Raw genomic sequence first — 16924 nt, 5'->3', positions numbered from 1 at the left:
CGACAAAGAGACGCAACCTACGGAAGAGACACGATCATGAGCCGCAAGATCGAGAAGACCGATGCCGAATGGCGCGCGCAGCTCAGCGAGGCACAGTATCAGGTCACTCGCCGCAAGGGCACCGAGCGCGCCTTCACCGGGCAATACTGGGACGCGTGGGACAAGGGCGCCTACAGCTGCATATGCTGTGGCGCGCCGCTGTTCCGCTCCGAGCACAAGTTCGATGCCGGCTGCGGCTGGCCCAGTTTCTGGACCGCTGCCGAACCGGACAACCTCGCCACCGAAATCGATCGCAGCCACTACATGGTGCGCACCGAAGTACTGTGCAGCCAGTGCGGAGCCCATCTCGGGCATGTCTTCGAGGATGGCCCGCAGCCTACCGGCTTGCGCTACTGCATCAACTCTGCCTCGATCGACCTGAAAAAAGACGCTCAGTAAGCAGCGCCGACAAACTCTCCACCCCCTCTCGGCGGCACTCGCCGCCAAAAGCAAAAACCCGCGCAGCCGTAAGGCTGGCGCGGGTTTCGAAACCGGCGGAGACTGCGCTTACACGCGCTCCCACACCGTGGTGATGCCCTGCCCGCCGCCGATGCACATCGTCGCCACACCGTAGCGGCCATTGGTGCGGATGAGCTCGTGCAGCAGCTTGGTGATGATCACCGAACCGGTCGCACCCACCGGGTGGCCCAGGGCAATGGCACCACCGTTCGGGTTCACCTTGGCAGGATCCAGCCCCAGACCGCGATTGACCGTGATCGACTGCGCCGCGAAGGCTTCGTTGGACTCGATCACGTCGATCTGGTCCAGCTTCAGGCCTGCGCGCTGCAGCGCGAGCTTGGTCGCGGGAATCGGGCCCTCGCCCATCACATCGTTCGGCACGCCGGCGATGGCGTACGACACCAGGCGCGCGATCGGCTTGTGCCCGGCGGAAGCAGCCTTGGCAGCATCGGCCAGCAGCAGGAACGCGGCGGCATCATTGATGCCGGACGCGTTGCCGGCAGTGACGGAACCGTCCTTCTTGAAGGCCGGCTTCATCTTCGCCAGCGCTTCGAGCGTGGCCATGCGCGGATGCTCGTCGGTGTCGAACACCACGGTACCCTTACGGGTTTCGAAGGTGATCGGGACGATCTGGCTCTTGAAACGGCCATCGGCGATGGCCGCGGCAGCACGCTTCTGCGACTCCAGCGCGAAGGCATCCTGCTCTTCGCGGGTGATGCCGTGCTTGGTACACAGGTTTTCGGCGGTGATCCCCATGTGGCCGACACCGAAGGGGTCGGTCAGCACGGAAACCATGGAATCGATCGCCTTGGTGTCGCCCATGCGCGCGCCGCTGCGCAGCGCCGGCAGCAGGTATGCACCACGCGACATCACTTCGACACCGCCACCGATCGCATAGTCGGCGTCGCCCAGCATGATCGCCTGGGCCGAACTGACGATCGCCTGCTGCGCCGAGCCACATAGGCGGCTCACCTGGAAGGCGACGGAATCCATCGACATGCCGGCATTGATCGTGGCAACGCGCGAAACGTAGGCGTAGCGGGAATCGGTCGGGATGACGTGGCCGACGGAGGCGAAAGAAACGGCCTGCGGATCGACTCCGGCACGCGCGATCGCTTCCTTGATCACCACTGCGCCGAGGTCGGACGGCTCCATGTCCTTTAACGAGCCGCCAAAACCGCCGACAGCGGAACGAACAGCGCTCAGAACAACGACTTCACGATTTGCCATGCAAACTCCCTCCTAGAAACCGAACGATTCACCCACTCACCCAGCCGGCCAGGCCAACCAGGGCAAGCAGGAACAAACACACCAGCAGCGCCCGCCAAACCAGGCCTACCGTACTTTGCATGTGGTCGGCATCCGCCTCGTCGCCCTGCCCCATTTCGGGCCGGTCGATGATTCCGCCGGACTCATGGACCGGCATGCCGAGCCTGACGCCCAGTGCGCCGCCGCCACTTGCAATCAGTATAGCCGACGACTTGTCAGGCCACAGCACGGCCTGGGTACGCCAGCAGTAAATCGCATCCTCGAAATCGCCGGCGACCGAGAACGAAGCCGCAGTCAGCCTCGCCGGCAGCCAGTCGATCAGTTCGAACGCGCGTTGCGCAAAGCGGCCGAAATCGCCGAGATCCGCCTCCGGGCCGCGCCGCCAGTCATCGGCGAAGAAGCGCGCCAGCCGATACATCACGGCGCCGCTCGGCCCTGGCAGGATCACGAACCAGAACGCCACGCCGAATACATTGCGATGCGCCGCCACCAGTGCCTGCTCGATGGCAAGCCGGGCGACCTCGCTGGAACTCGCCTCGCCATATTGACCACCACGCCACTCCCCGAGCAAGGTACGCGCGCGATCGATCTCGCCCATGCGCAAGGCCAGGTGGATGTCGGAGAAGAAATGGCTTTCCTGCCGGAATCCCATTGTCAGGTACAGCACCGCCACATTGAACGCAAAGGCGAACACCGGGTGCAGTTCCCACAACAGGTAATGCGCCAGCGCCGTCAGCACGGAACCCAGCAGCACCACCAGTCCCCAGGCCAGGCGTCCGTGCCTGGCCTGCCCATCGTTGAAGCGCTGGAGCAGACTGCGTGACAAAGCCCTCAAGGGCGCCAGCACCAGACGATCGACGGGAAGCGGACGGACCTGCTCGATGAGCAGCGCGATGATCAGGGAGAAAAGAGTCATGCCGGAACGCTACAGGACGTGGAACGGACGATGAAACGAAAGCAAGCAGCTTGCAGGCAAGATACCACAAAGGCCTGACAGCACTGCTACAGCCCTCACTCAAAGGGCATCGCCCCCTGGCGCCGCTGTTCGTGAAGCAGGCGGTACAGCGACATGATGATCCCCGCCGTCGCCCCCCAGATGTAATAGTCCTTGTAGGGCATCGCGTGGAAATGCCGCTCATGCCCCTCGTGCATCAGGCTGTGGCGCTGATGGTTGGCGGGGTCGAGAAAATGCGCCAGCGGTACCTCGAAAGCCTCGGCAACCTCGAAGGCATCGAGATGCAGATCGAACGGCGGACGCACGAACCCCACCACCGGCGTCACTCGAAACCCCGTGCCCGTGTAGTAATCGGGCAAGGCGCCGAGCAACTCGACGTGGCTGCGGTCCAGACCGATTTCCTCCTCGGTTTCGCGCAGCGCGGTTTCGACAGGCGTGGAATCCTGCGCTTCGACACGGCCGCCCGGAAAACTGATCTGACCTGGATGGTGGTGAAGGTGGTCGGTGCGGCGGGTCAGGAGAAGCGTGGGGGGGTGTCGTTCCCCGACGACCAACGGAACCAGCACGGCCGCCGGACGATGCCGTCGATCACCCACCATTTCGGGCCAATCGCCTGTACCCGCGTAGCGGTGCTCCTGCTGCAGGATCGAACGCAAGGAGTCCAGAGTTCCAGAAGCTGATCCCGGCATCACCCGCCTCCCCGATTACACTGCTTCATTCCACTCATCCCGATCAATAACGCCGCTCCAGAATCAGGCGGCTTCCCTCGCGGCTCATCCGCATCCGGTTCAGAAAACTCATGCCGAGAAGGACGATCGGCATATCCCCCTCGTGGATGGCGGCGTCGACGTCGGATAGTTCAATCCCGCCGATACGCACCGAATTCAGCTTGACGATCCAGATCGGCGCCACACCGTTGGCAGTCTGGCTCTGCGCCCGCCGCCCCTGGCGATAGTCGATCCCTGCGCGCCGGGCGTCGGCAGCCCCCATCGACACCGCCGTCGCCCCCGTATCGACCAAAAAACGCATCGCCGCGCCATTCACGCTGCCCTGCACGACGAAATGGCCCTGGCCATCACCCTCGATGATCACGCTGGCGCCCGCACTGGCGGATTCGGCACTGACCACTCGCTCGCCAAGCCGCAGCGTCTGGCGCACGCCATCGATGTCCACCACGGCCGAATCAGCATCGACGGAAACGAGCCGAATCCCGTCGGGCGTCGTCTGGCCCACCCTCAAGGTGTGCAGGCGATCGTCACCGGAGACGATCACGGCCCGGTTGCCGAATACGCCGGATAGCCCCACATTGTCAGCCTCGGCACAGCCTGCGCCGGATGACCAGCAGAATGCAAACACAACTGCTGCCTGCCCCAGAAAGCGAGGTGGAGGAACACTCATTCCTCTATCACCTCTCGCCATACAGCACGTCTGCCTTGAAATCCCTCGTCATTGCTCTCCCAGGTCGGCTGGGGAGCCCGCTCTGGCGTCGGGTTATCGCCCTTCACCACGGAAACGACAGGTTCGCCATCGATATAAACGACGTTTATACCAACGATCGGGGCGCTGAAACGAGTGGACACCCATCCCAGTGCTGGAAGCTGAGCCCCAGTTCGGTAGTTGATGAAACTCAACCAGCTATAGCCCCCGGGCTCGCACGCCGTTGCGCTCGGAACCGTCGTCGGCACGATGAGCACCCCGCGCACGAGCTGGGATGGCACATTCTGGCGTTCACCGCTATCCGGCAAATCGACGTACCATCCCCGGCTACCAGACGGCACCGGATTATTGGTACCCGTGCGTGTCGCATCAACAGTTTCGGACAGAACCTGCTGCACGAGCGAATTACGGGGATTATCCAGTGTAGCGGCTTCATCATCATCCCTGATCCCGTATAGCGTTTGCACTTGGTCATCGCTCAGATCGGCTACCTCGAGATACTTGCCGGTACCGATAAAGACAATTCTCTTGCCATTGGCCTTGCCCAATGTCGGCCGTGTAGTGATGGGCTGAGGCTCGGTGCCTGCCTCGTCCGAATAAAGCCTTGCGAACTTGAACGGATTGACACCAGTCTCTTCTCCCGTATTCAGGTCGAAGCGCCATACGTTACCCAGCAGATCGCCACCGTAGACATAACCGGCCGTGTTGTTACGATTCTGATCATCCGCCCACACCGCGATGCGCGCCAGGCCACTAGGCGTAGATGCACTCCCCGTCCCTGTGCCGATCTTGCGCACTACAGCCCCCGTCCAGGCATCCAGCACATACAGAAAGCCTTCCCCTGCATTCGAACCTTCGGTGTTGTTATAGCCGGAAGTCAATGCCACAACCCATTGCCCGTCAGCAAGTTTGGTTACCACCGGCTCGCCAAAGCTATAGCCAATATCATTGTCGTCCTCGGTAGTGAACTCCCACAGTAGCGCTGGCGAAGCTGGATTGGTGACATCCAGGGCATAATAGCCGCGGCCACCGCCATTGAGGCCACCGATCAGAACGGATTTCCAGACAGCAGCCGCCGCATTCGTGCAATTACTCGTACAGATGTCCCACACAGTTGGCGCGCCATTTACGTAATAACGATGCAGGACATTATAATTATGGTCAGCCAAGAGCCACATATGCGGAATGACCATACTCGGCACGAAAGCCCAGCGCTCACTGAGATTTTCTGCATTAAAGGCGTGCAGCATCCCATCGTTCGAGCCCACGTAGATCGTGGCACCACGCGATTCACTCGCCGCCTTGAACGCAGCGAAACCGGGGTCGGTGTAATTGAAATTTGGTTTCTGGACGTAGATAGGCGTGGACTCGACGAGATCACCGAGCGTCGCTTCACGTAGCCGGAAGACCTGCCGCTCCACTGCATTGCTGCTACGCATCTCGAAGCCATGTTGCCCCCTCAGATAATTGACGAGGTTGGCTCCAGTAGCCTGCTCGCGCTGCGCCGTGGTCAGACTGCCCCATTGGCTCAATGTCGACGCATTAAAGTAAGCCTGCTGAACCGACGTCAGGTTGCCATAGGTAAAACTCACCAAGCCATCGCTACTGCTCGTATAGATGGTCCGCGTATCATTGTCTGCACCAACCTTGCTTGCCATCGTACCCGTGCAGGAGCCGAATTCGGACAGTACGCTCTCCACGCAGTGGAGCGGTTCCAGTTCGACTTCTCCCGTCGCTAGATTGATCGCGCGTGCTTCTAGGTTACCGGTCCATTTCTCGGTCGTATAACTGGCAACGTATGCAAAGTTGTCACCCGCCACAGGGGACAATGCACTCGTCGCCGCGGCCGCCCCCGCACCCACCTTGACCCTGATTTCAGTCAATGCACTGCGCAAGCCATTAGCGAGCTCCGCGGGATTTCCGGCACTAAAATACGTACCTCTTCCGTTGACTGCAGCATGCCACAGATCATCGACCGCACTTGGCCTGTCACTCTTCGGCTCCGGCCAATTGGCCTGGGGCGTGCCGAGTCCGTTCAGGATGTTCCAGTAATCCCCGGAAGTCGCAGTCTTGTAATCGCTCTGATAGCGCAACTCCCCGTCCACCCCCATACCAAGCGTGAAGGTGGTCATGTGTTGCTTTGCGTTGTTATCCTCGCCACTGGCGAAAACGTTGTTCCTGCAAACATCCTCGTTTCCAGCCCCTGAGCAGTTTCCTAACTCAGACGTACGCAGATCCGTTTCGTAATAATATTTGGCCACATCCGCCAAGCTATCCGAACTGGCTATCGGACCTTCATAGTAAGGTCTCTGCGTCCCAGACCCATCCTGGTTTGTGAGGTTATTTCCATTGACATCCCCCCCCGCTGCGCCGTTCCAATAGCCATCCGAAGTCAACAGCGAGAAGTTTTGCTGGCACGAGTACTGAACAGGATCAGCCCCTGCACCTGTCCCCCCTTTACCCGCATAGATCCGCCCAACGTCGGCCAGCACCTTACGCAAAGGAGTACCGCCATTGGGGTTTGCCTTGAACAACCGACCGTACCAGTCGCTCTTATGGGCACCGGCACCTCCTAGAAAATTATCGATCTTTAGGTTAACGCTATTATTGTTATGCAATGAACGAAAACCTACACGATAGGTATCATCGACAGTGGAGAATGCACGACTAACAGAGGTTTTCATTGCCTGCATGCGCGTGTGATACCAAGCAAACCAATTCGCGAAATTGTTCAGTTCTTCTTCATATGTACAATTCGGCGCAGCAGCGCAATCCGTCCGCAGGCTACGGTCCACCACCGTCGTACCATCGACGACAATATTGCCGTAGACTCCTCCCGGGACAATGTCGATACGCGTGAGAGAGCCAGGAACAACGCCCTGCGGCACTGCGATTACCCCACCGGAGAACGATGCGGACCCCAGGCTTCCACCGACAATCGTGCGACTGAGAGTTTGCCCATTGTAGGAGCCGTCCGGAGCCGTAATTCTGATGCCTGCAGTACCCGTACGCTCAGCGCTGAAGCCATTGGATATCCGCTCAACGACTGCATCAGCAAGCCCTCCATTACGCGTACTGGCGGTGTTGCTTGCATTGCAGTACCGAAACTCTTCGGACAGCAGCTCCACATCGCCAACCCTGATACTACTGACGGTCACGATATTCGTCTTTCCATCGCAAGCACTATTAACCCCAGTCCCATTACTTCTGATAACACTGCCTGCACTGAAAGTACCAGTCCTGCTCGAGCGCCCAAAGACCTCTGAACTCGTGATGATAGTCGGATAACGCGGATAAATATATCCCACCCCTTCTGTCGCCCGGCAATTCGTCCGGGCCGCATCGCTGCACCAGCGAAGTTTCGCCTGCACCGGGTGAGTCGCCGTAGGCCCTGTGGCGGCCAGACAAGCGGTCTGTCCAGTGTCGGTACAGTATTCACCAGAAACCATGACATAGTAATAGGGACCTGCCTCACGGACCTCTGTCCCCGGTACTCCCACTCGTCCAACCGCGAAAACCTGCGTACCGCCTGACGTTGTAGCTCTCTGGGTGGTGTAGGACTTACCGTCGACGACACCAGGAAGCAGATAATCACCATTGCGCAGGCAATCCGTGTAATACGAATCCGTGCACCACTCGACATCAGGAAAGCCATCGAGCAGGTTCACCTTCGCAGACGATTGAATACCATACCCGTCGACCGGCACCAGGTTCATACCTGTATAACTTGTACGCTCCACTCCGTCATAATCGATCGGCGGCAGATAAGTCAGAGCCGGGTCGTAGTAGATCTTGTTAAAATCCGACGAATGGTAAGGCGGCATCCCACGATAATTCTCGGAAGGGGCTGCACAATCAGTAGTCGTCGCATTCGTAGCGTTACGGCAGCATCTGAATGACGTCCCTGTTGCTCCCGTACCCTTGCAATAATTGCCTGCTGTAACCGAATCCGGCATATAGCCCCAGTCCATACTGCCCGAATCATCGAGGATGAACATGAGATTGGGTCGCACTTCGGTCATTGCTGCATTCGTAAGCGGCTTCCTGGCCAGATCAATGACATCCGCCCTCACCATCGTGGATGCAAACAGAGTGGAAGCGAAAACGACTCCAAGTCCGGCCAAGAGCGAGAACGCGCGCCGCGCCATGATTTTCATGATTTGCTCTCAATAAACAAACGCTTGAACGTAGCTGACGGTATTACGCGGACCATCGACTCTCGCCGTGATGCGATAAACCGGGCTTGCAAGCCCATCATTGCCGATGTCGGACCTGCCGGTGCTAACTCCTTGGTCATGCCCTTCGGCAATGCCTTCGATGAGCAGGCAAAGATCCTCTGTCGGCACCCCCACCTCGGAACACATGCGCTGAATGACGTAACGGATGCGATTGCCTGACGAATCCACCCCCGCAGTGATGCCCCCTCCCTCGGCAAACCGGGTCGTCACGCCTCCTCCGCGCCAACTCTGATCAGCCAATGGATCGAAGCCGTCCGAGGTCGCATAGTAGGCATTTTCCGTTGCATCGCTTTCCAAGCTGTTTGCAGCCACGGAGTTCATCCATCCAACCGCAGTCTCCACACCGTTGTCAGCGGTCAGGGTTGCAGCCTGCTTCAGGGAGACGTTACCTGCGACGATAATGTTAGTATCGACCGAACGCACCAGCGCCAAAGCCGCAAGCGCCAACGTGACGAGCGCAATCAGGGTGATCAGCAAGACGACGCCTCGCTGCCGTCTTGCCCTAGTAAGAATGATTGGCCGAGCCGAATCCAGTGTTCTCTTCGGCATCACATCGCCCCTTTTGCCCAGACCACGTTCCGCAAGGGAATGATCGTCTCGAAAACGCGATAGCGGTAGTGATCCCAGTCATCGGCCGAGGAAAGATCGATGACCGGAGCAGGAGAATCAAAGCCGCCCACGCTTTCATCCTTCCATGCGCACACCCCGGTAGGTGGATCGATTGCCTGGTTGCAGGCTTGTGAAACCGGATCTGGATCACGTAACGGACTCCGCGCAACGATAGCCACCCGTACAGCCTTGATCCGCTTGCGCCGATCGGTGTTACCCAGGCTCGCCCAATCTCCAGTCGCATCCACCCACTGTTGGATTGCAGAATCCCCCGCCGAATCCGAAATTCCATACTGGGCTTGCAGACCGACGATGCCGGAAGCAATCTCTTGACCATTACGCAGAAGGCGATCATCTGCGACAGAAAATGTCACTTCACGATATTCGCCAAGACATGACGCAAGCCACGGTGAATCACCAGGCGTAGGCAAGCTACCGGAAGGAGGCTGCGGATCGAGATCGCTGTAGCCGTCCGCATCGAGAGTAATCTCCGTGGTGTTGATTGCAGGAACAGGCAAATCCTCGACTGTAAGCAGATAGCAAGTGTCGCCGCCATTCGACATAATCAAGGTATCACCCACCCGGCAACCGAGATTGCTATTGACCGACAGTACATCACCATCGCGCCGGGTGACTTGCGTGGCTATGCCACCGGACATCGATCTTCCATAGCGTACCGTTATCGCATCGCTTGCAGCCCCATCACCATTTGCGATCACAACCGGCACCGTGCTGAACCCACCGGCCACCGTGCTGCCGTTGAGCGAAGTCGTGCAATTGAGCAAATTGGCGCCCCGGTGAAAAAGTGCGAACCCGTAGCCTGCCAATTGTGTTTCCCTCAGCACTCCCTGGAGCGCCAGCGCTCCATTCGTTTGGGTATCAGCGGTCCCCGTGGTAATGCGCTTCTGCCCCTCGAAGCTGCCGAACACCTGCATGACAACCAGCAAAGCCAGCAACCCCACGACCATGCCGACCATGATTTCCACCAACGTGAAACCCCGGTCGAAACGGCTTTTTTTCTGCACCGGACGATTCATGATCACTCATCCCATTCGATGACACGAGCATCGATCGTCACATTGTTGAATCGCGGGCTATCGCCAGCAACCTGGTCATCATGCTCCTCCTGGCTCACCCCCCAGGTGACGGTCACCCGCAGCATACCGAGCTCAGGAGATGACACCGTCGAATATCCTGAGGGAAGAAGGCTCTGGTCTACTTCCTGCGACGTTTCTGCTTCGACCAGATCCGCTCTTACGATTCCGGACGGATTGGCCCAGACTCTACCGATCTTCTGCTGCGCAATATATGTAGCCGTACTGCGGAACTGTGCCTCTGTCGTATTCGTGACCATGTTGGCCTGAATACCGATCAGGCCAAGGACCGCAATCGAGAAAATCAGCAGGGAAATCAGAGCTTCGAGAAGCGCCATTCCGTCCTGTAGCTTGCGTGGCGCCCGGCCGTGAGAATCAGCACATGCCATACTCCGCTCCTTCATGGGCAAGCCCGTAAATCGGGCGAACCCGCCGGAAAGCTTGCTTCGCAAACCCGGATGCTTCCGCTTGAAGTCACAACAATGCGCAATTCCCGGCTTTCTCCTGCATCGAGCGCGGAAGTATCGACCAAGAATTCGATGTTTCCTGCCGGTTCTCGCACCCGGCCTGCAGCGTTGAATACCACAGGCACAGCGCCCTCTTCGATCTCGACCGTCACGGCAGCAGACGAACCCTCTGCGCCGCTGCGGCTCTGGATCGTGTTCGCATCGTCAGGATTCGGGCAGGCACCGGCCGGATCGGGCTGGATGCACACAGCCCAGGCGCCCCCCGCCCCCGCATCACGCAAGTCGAACTGAACCGGACGATTACGCTGGATCGCTTCGACACGCGCGATCTGCAGGCCATTTTGGATCGACCCCGCTGCCGTGCGGATCTTGCCGTTCTGTATCCAGGTGCGGAAATTCGGCACGGCAATACCCAGCAGCACAGAGAGAATCGCGATCCCGATCATCAACTCGATGAGAGTGACACCTCTGGCGTCGCGGCTTGGGTTCAGCATCCCCCCCCCGATCCGGTGACCCAGCAGTCTGCATTTGCTGTCCAACCGGAAGGAACAGCAGTAGTGCGCTTCCTGTTGTTCTGGTCGATGCTGAACACGAAGCCTCCGGTTCCCTCGCTGGCTCTGCCCGTGGCGGTTATGGTGTAGGTTTGCGACCATGCGTCGTTGCCCGGATTGCAGGCGTAGTCGAAAAAGCGCTGATCACCGATTTCGGCAAGCCTGGCTGGGGCGACTCCGCATACACCAACCACGGCGTTATAACGCCGGTTATCCTGAAAATAGCGCTCCATGCGCACGCGCATTTCCGACAGGTTGGCACGTGGCTCGGCAAGCTTGCCCTTGAGGACGTAAGTGCTGTACTGCGGTATCGCCACCGCTGCCAGCATTCCGATGATGGCAATCACGATCATCAACTCTATCAGCGTAAAGCCTTGGCTCTTTCCCATGATGCTGTCCCTTCTACTTGACCTTACAATATTCCCTTACGCCCCTATCCGCCCGGCCTGGAAGACGAACGGGGCAGAAACCGGGATCAGTGGCATATGACACCCTCTCCGGAAAGATAAAGGCCGGACAGTGCAATGGCAAAGTCCGGCCCTTGATTCAGAACTCATCTTGCAGCGCTGAGGTCGATCAGCGGCAAGGAGACTCGAATGAGTCACTGGCATCATGCCCACAGTAGCCTCAGGCCCAGGTATCCACCACCCCACCCGCCGCGCTGCCTACGACGGGAGCTTGCTGCGCAGGCACAGGCAAAGCCTCGAGAAGCTGCAGCACGCTATCGCCCTGCATGTCCAATGCCATCTTCAGCACCCTGACCGAGGCCTCGGTCTGGACTTTTGCGGCGGCATTGACGCTGGCCGCGGCGGCGATGGAAGAGATGTCCATGGTGATGTGCTCCAAATCGGTTATCGAGCCGCAGCCCGACCACTACGGCACCCTGCATGTGATAACGGCCGCAAATGCGGCCGCTTGAGGATATCCAATACCGCACGACCGAAAGCCGCGCGCAGAATGTCCCTCAGTCGCGGAAATTGCCGTACTGCAGCGGGAAATCCGTGATCTGCTTCTTGACCAGCGCGATCGCCTCCTGCAGCACGTCGCGCTTGGCGCCGGACACCCGCACGGCATCGCCCTGGATCGCGGCCTGCACCTTGAGCTTGCTGTCCTTCAGCAGCTTGACGAGCTTCTTCGCCAGTTCCTGGTCGACGCCGACGCGGACCTTCACTTCCTGCTTGACCTTGTTGCCCGAGATCTTCTGCACGTCGCCATGATCGAGGCAGCGCACATCGACGTTCTTCTTCGTCATCTCGGGCAACAGGATGGTCTTGATCTGGTCGAGCTGGAAATCGCTGTCGCCGTAGAGCGTGAGCAGCTTGTCGGCATGCTCGATCCTGGCGCTGGTGCCCTTGAAATCGTGCCGGCCATCGACCTTGCGGTTGGCCTGCTCGACGGCATTGCGCAGCGAGGGCTGGTCGACTTCGGACATGATATCGAAAGACGGCATGGCTTTCCTTCTCCTACGTGATCGGCCGCGGGTTCAGCCAAAATGGCAAATGTAATGGTAGGGCTCGCCCGTCACCTCGATGTCGAAGCTCGAGTTGCCCGGCACGTCGAAGGACTCGCCCGCGGCATAGGTCTTCCATTCTTCGGCGCCGTTCAGGCGGACGCGGCAACGGCCGGCGACGCCTTCCATGATTTCCGGCGCACCGGTATTGAAAGTGAGCGAAGCCGGAAGGATGACGCCGACGGACTTCTTCGTGCCGTCGGCGAACTGGATGCCGTGGCTGACGCACTTGCCGTCGAAATAGACGTTGGCCTTGGTGGTGACGGCAACGCCGTCGATCTTTTCGGTAATGCCCATGAAGATGAATTCCTTACTCGATGCCGAGCAGTTTCTGGATCACGCCCTTGGCGACGAAGCCGACGAAGCCCACGCCCAGGCCGATGAACATCCACATCATGCCGTACTTGCCGGCCTTCGATTCCTTGCCCAGGTTCCAGATGATGAACATCATGTACAGGATCAACGCCCCGAGGCAGACCTTGAGTGAAATATCCTCGAACTCGGCCATGGTCAGGCCGAAGATCAGCACGTCGTTCATCACCGGGTTCCCAGCTAGCTTGTCACAACGATCGGGCGCGGGCCCGTATCAACCCCGCCTGGCCTTGGCGTTCGCGGCGATGCGCATGCGCAGCGCGTTGAGGCGGATGAAGCCGTGCGCATCCTTCTGGTTGTAGGCGCCCTGGTCGTCCTCGAAGGTGGCGATCGTCGGGTCGAACAGCGAATCGGTCTTCGAATCGCGGCCGGTGACGATGACGTTGCCCTTGTACAGCTTGACGCGCACCCAGCCATTGACCGTCTGCTGGGTCTGGTCGATCAGCGCCTGCATGGCCTGGCGCTCGGGGCTCCACCAATAGCCGTTGTAGATCGTGCTCGCGTAGCGCGGCATCAGGTCGTCCTTGAGGTGGGCGACTTCGCGGTCGAGCGTGATCGATTCGATGGCACGGTGGGCGCGCAGCAGGATCGTGCCGCCCGGGGTTTCGTAGCAACCGCGGCTTTTCATGCCAACATAGCGGTTTTCCACCAGGTCGAGGCGGCCGATGCCATGCTTGCCGCCCAGTTCATTGAGCTTGGCCAGCAGTTCGTGCGCCTTCATGCGGGTGCCGTTGATGGCGACCAGGTCGCCCTTCTCGAACTCTAGGTCGAGGTACTCGGCGGCGTCCGGCGCGGCTTCGGGCGACACCGTCCAGCGCCACATCGACTCTTCGGCCTCGGCCGCCGGGTCTTCGAGGTGGCGGCCTTCATAGGAGATGTGCAGCAGGTTGGCGTCCATCGAATACGGCGAGCCGCCCTGCTTGTGCTTCATCTCGATGGGGATGCCATTCTTCTCGGCGTAGGCAAGCAGTTTCTCGCGCGACAGCAGATCCCATTCCCGCCACGGCGCGATGACTTTCACGCCCGGCATCAGCGCATAGTAGCCCAGCTCGAAGCGGACCTGATCGTTGCCCTTGCCGGTGGCGCCATGCGACACCGCGTCGGCACCGGTGGCGCGGGCGATCTCGATCTGGCGCTTGGCGATCAGCGGACGGGCAATCGACGTGCCCAGCAGGTACTCACCCTCGTAGACGGTATTGGCGCGGAACATCGGGAAGACGAAATCGCGCACGAATTCTTCGCGCAGGTCGTCGATGAAGATGTTCTCGGGCTTGATGCCGAACTGGAGCGCCTTGGTGCGCGCCGGTTCCAGCTCCTCGCCCTGGCCGAGGTCGGCGGTGAAGGTGACCACTTCGCACTGGTAGGTGTCCTGCAGCCACTTCAGGATGACCGAAGTGTCCAGCCCGCCCGAATAGGCGAGCACTACTCTCTTGACGTCGCTCATGCTGTTTTCCTGTTTCCTGCTGTATTGCCGGCACGCACGCCCGTGCGAGCCTCGTTGTTCGTTCCGCCTACCTGGCCTCGACGCGGCCGAGTACCCGATATTCCATCAACGCCTTTTGCGCATGCAGGCGATTTTGGCTGCGCCGAAATCTGGTCATCGTGCTTCGACGCGGCCAAGTACCAGGTATTCCATCAACGCCTTTTGCGCGTGCAGGCGATTTTCCGCTTCGTCCCAGACGACCGACTGCGGGCCGTCGATGACTTCGGCGGTGACTTCCTCGCCGCGATGGGCCGGCAGGCAGTGCATGAAGACGGCATTTTTGTCCGCCACCGACATCATTTCGGCGTCCACGCACCAGTCGGCGAAATCCTTCATGCGCGCTTCGTTCTCGGCTTCGAAGCCCATCGACGTCCACACGTCGGTCGTGACCAGGTCCGCGCCGCGGCAGGCATCCATCGGGTCGGCGAACTGCTCGAAATTGTCGGTGCCGTACAGCCCCGCTCTTTCGGGTTCGACTTCATAGCCCGGCGGCGTCGATACGTGGACGTTGAACCCCAGCACCTCGGCGGCCTGCAGCCAGGTGTTGCACATGTTGTTGCTGTCCCCGACCCAGGCGACAGTCCTGCCCTGGATCGGGCCGCGATGCTCGATGAAAGTGAAGATGTCCGCCAGGATCTGGCAGGGATGGTATTCGTTGGTCAGCCCGTTGATGACCGGCACGCGCGAATTGGCGGCGAAGCGCTCGACCATTTCCTGTTCGAAGGTGCGGATCATCACCAGATCGCTCATGCGCGAAATCACCTGCGCGGCATCCTCCACCGGCTCGCCGCGGCCGAGCTGCGAGTCGCGCGTGTTGAGGTAGATGGCCGAGCCGCCGAGCTGCTGCGCGCCGGCCTCGAAGGACAGGCGGGTACGCGTGCTCGCTTTCTCGAAGATCATCACCAGCGTGCGGTCGAACAGCGGATGATAGGGCTCGTAGCGCTTGAACTTGTCCTTGATCCACTTCGAGCGTTCGAAGAGGTAGTCGTATTCCTCGCGGGTGAAATCCTTGAACTGCAGATAGTGCTTGATCGAGGTCATAGGCAATCCTCAGCCGTTCGCGAGGAAATCGCGAATCATCGGCGCCAGCATCGACACCAGGGTCTTCGCCTCTTCGGCAGAGAAAGTCAGTGCCGGCAACAGGCGCACGACGCGCTCCGCGGTGACGCTGAGCAGCAGGCCCTGCCCGGCCGCGCGCGCCATCAGCGCGCCGCAGGGGCGGTCGAGTTCGACGCCGATCATCAGGCCCCGGCCGCGGATATCGACCACACCCGTGACATCCTTCAGCGCCTCGGCCAGCCCCTTGCGGATCTGCTCGCCGATGGCGACGGCGTTGTCCATCAGCCCGTCATCGACGATGGTATCGAACGTGGCGATGCCCGCAGCGCAGGCCAGCGGATTGCCGCCGAAAGTCGAGCCATGGTTGCCCGGGCCGAAGAGCCCCTTTGCCAGCCCGGACGTCACGCAGGCACCGATCGGCACGCCCGACGCCAGCCCCTTGGCCAGCGTCATCACGTCGGGCCGGGTACCGGCATGCTGCCAGCCGTACCATTTGCCCGTGCGCCCCATGCCGCACTGGACTTCGTCGCAGATCATCAGCCAACCCTTCTCGTCACAGAGGGCGCGCAGTTCGCGCTGGAACGCCTCGTCCGCGACGTTGACGCCGCCTTCGCCCTGGATCATCTCCAGCATCACGGCGACCACGCTGTGGTCGTGCTCGGCGATCTTGCGAATGGCCCCGATGTCCTTGTACGGCACACGGAGAAAACCCTGCACCAGCGGCTCGAAGCCAGCCTGCGCCTTGCGGTTTCCGGTCGCCGACAGGGTCGCCATGGTGCGGCCGTGGAAAGCGCTTTCCATGACGATGACGTGAGGCAGCTCCACCCCCTTCTTGTGGCCGTACATGCGCGCCAGCTTGATCGCCGCCTCGTTGGCCTCGCAGCCCGAGTTGCAGAAGAACACCTCGTCCATGCCTGCAGTCTCGGCGATACGGTCGGACAACTGCTCCTGCAGCGGAATGCGGTACAGATTGGAGGTGTGGATCAGCCTGCCGGCCTGCTCGGCAATGGCCTTGACCAGCCGCGGATGATTGTGGCCCAGCGTATTGACCGCGATGCCCGACAAGGCATCGAGATAGCGTTTGCCAGTCTCGTCATACATCCAGACGCCTTCCCCGTGCGTGAAGGCGACAGGCAGCCTGGCATAGGTATTCATGACATGGGACATGGGGACCTCGATCGGAACGAAGCTGAAAACGCGCACGGCGGCAGGTGCCGCCGTGCAGAAATGAACAGGAATCTTAAGCCAAAACTGCCAGCCCTGTACAGGAGCGCGGACCGGGGCCCGCGCCACGCAGCCCCGTCGATAAAGATGTTTTCTGCTAGAATGCGCCGCGCTTTGGGCGCCGCCCGCAGGACGGCGCGCCGGGCGCACCACCTCTG

At 60.1% G+C, this 16924-nt stretch carries 18 protein-coding genes; 1 reads left to right on the top strand and 17 read right to left on the bottom strand.

What is annotated here, in order from left to right; all coding sequences use genetic code 11:
• Positions 1–36 precede the first annotated feature (36 nt).
• The gene (msrB, locus tag C666_RS05545) at positions 37–438 is read left to right on the top strand and encodes a peptide-methionine (R)-S-oxide reductase MsrB (protein ID WP_004335064.1); all 402 of its coding nucleotides are present in this window, start codon (positions 37–39) and stop codon (positions 436–438) included.
• 108 nt (positions 439–546) lie between these two features.
• Here msrB and C666_RS05540 read toward each other — a convergent pair whose 3' ends face one another.
• The 17 genes from C666_RS05540 to C666_RS05465 form a co-directional block, all read right to left on the bottom strand.
• On the bottom strand, positions 547–1728 hold the full coding sequence (locus tag C666_RS05540) for an acetyl-CoA C-acyltransferase family protein (protein WP_004335061.1): 1182 nt from the start codon (positions 1726–1728) through the stop codon (positions 547–549).
• Between the two features lie 28 nt (positions 1729–1756).
• Positions 1757–2683, bottom strand: coding sequence for a CobD/CbiB family protein (locus C666_RS05535; protein WP_004335057.1), 927 nt, complete (start codon positions 2681–2683; stop codon positions 1757–1759).
• A 95-nt stretch (positions 2684–2778) separates the two neighbouring features.
• Positions 2779–3378, bottom strand: a complete 600-nt coding sequence (locus C666_RS05530; protein ID WP_004335054.1) for a CoA pyrophosphatase — start codon at positions 3376–3378, stop codon at positions 2779–2781.
• Between the two features lie 76 nt (positions 3379–3454).
• A complete protein-coding gene (locus tag C666_RS05525) occupies positions 3455–4120 on the bottom strand; it encodes a TIGR02281 family clan AA aspartic protease (RefSeq protein WP_081593388.1) in 666 nt (221 codons plus the stop codon).
• Positions 4117–8316 (bottom strand): pilus assembly protein, encoded by a 4200-nt coding sequence (locus tag C666_RS19670; protein WP_081593387.1) that lies wholly within the window; start codon positions 8314–8316, stop codon positions 4117–4119. Before C666_RS19670 ends, C666_RS05525 begins: the two co-directional genes overlap by 4 nt.
• Before the next feature lie 9 nt (positions 8317–8325).
• Positions 8326–8874, bottom strand: coding sequence for a pilus assembly PilX family protein (locus C666_RS05515; RefSeq protein ID WP_004335046.1), 549 nt, complete (start codon positions 8872–8874; stop codon positions 8326–8328).
• Positions 8875–8945: 71 nt separating this feature from the next.
• Positions 8946–10043 (bottom strand): PilW family protein, encoded by a 1098-nt coding sequence (locus tag C666_RS19665; RefSeq protein ID WP_081593386.1) that lies wholly within the window; start codon positions 10041–10043, stop codon positions 8946–8948.
• 2 nt (positions 10044–10045) lie between these two features.
• Positions 10046–10438: a type IV pilus modification PilV family protein gene (locus C666_RS05510; RefSeq protein ID WP_004335039.1), complete on the bottom strand. Its 393-nt coding sequence runs from the start codon at positions 10436–10438 to the stop codon at positions 10046–10048.
• Between the two features lie 62 nt (positions 10439–10500).
• Positions 10501–11061 carry a GspH/FimT family pseudopilin gene (locus C666_RS05505; protein ID WP_004335035.1) on the bottom strand — a complete coding sequence of 187 codons (561 nt, stop codon included), beginning with the start codon at positions 11059–11061 and terminating at the stop codon, positions 10501–10503.
• Positions 11055–11507 (bottom strand): type IV pilin protein, encoded by a 453-nt coding sequence (locus C666_RS05500; RefSeq protein ID WP_004335032.1) that lies wholly within the window; start codon positions 11505–11507, stop codon positions 11055–11057. The genes C666_RS05505 and C666_RS05500 overlap by 7 nt, the downstream gene beginning before the upstream one ends.
• Before the next feature lie 238 nt (positions 11508–11745).
• Entirely contained in the window at positions 11746–11949 is a 204-nt protein-coding gene (locus C666_RS05495; RefSeq protein WP_028792085.1) for a YjfB family protein, read from the bottom strand.
• 133 nt (positions 11950–12082) lie between these two features.
• Positions 12083–12568, bottom strand: coding sequence for a YajQ family cyclic di-GMP-binding protein (locus C666_RS05490; protein ID WP_004335025.1), 486 nt, complete (start codon positions 12566–12568; stop codon positions 12083–12085).
• 33 nt (positions 12569–12601) lie between these two features.
• Positions 12602–12925 (bottom strand): pyrimidine/purine nucleoside phosphorylase, encoded by a 324-nt coding sequence (gene ppnP / locus C666_RS05485; RefSeq protein ID WP_004335022.1) that lies wholly within the window; start codon positions 12923–12925, stop codon positions 12602–12604.
• Between the two features lie 13 nt (positions 12926–12938).
• Positions 12939–13166, bottom strand: a complete 228-nt coding sequence (locus tag C666_RS05480) for a DUF2788 domain-containing protein (protein ID WP_004335019.1) — start codon at positions 13164–13166, stop codon at positions 12939–12941.
• Between the two features lie 48 nt (positions 13167–13214).
• On the bottom strand, positions 13215–14444 hold the full coding sequence (locus C666_RS05475; RefSeq protein WP_004335017.1) for an argininosuccinate synthase: 1230 nt from the start codon (positions 14442–14444) through the stop codon (positions 13215–13217).
• 153 nt (positions 14445–14597) lie between these two features.
• Positions 14598–15524: an ornithine carbamoyltransferase gene (argF, locus tag C666_RS05470; protein WP_004335015.1), complete on the bottom strand. Its 927-nt coding sequence runs from the start codon at positions 15522–15524 to the stop codon at positions 14598–14600.
• 9 nt (positions 15525–15533) lie between these two features.
• Positions 15534–16709, bottom strand: coding sequence for an aspartate aminotransferase family protein (locus tag C666_RS05465; RefSeq protein WP_028792083.1), 1176 nt, complete (start codon positions 16707–16709; stop codon positions 15534–15536).
• Between the last annotated feature and the right edge of the window lie 215 nt (positions 16710–16924).

The sequence above is a fragment of the Thauera linaloolentis 47Lol = DSM 12138 genome (assembly GCF_000310205.1).
Taxonomy (GTDB): domain Bacteria; phylum Pseudomonadota; class Gammaproteobacteria; order Burkholderiales; family Rhodocyclaceae; genus Thauera; species Thauera linaloolentis.
Note: the sequence above shows the minus strand (reverse complement) of the source record. Positions and strands in the feature narration are given on the sequence as shown.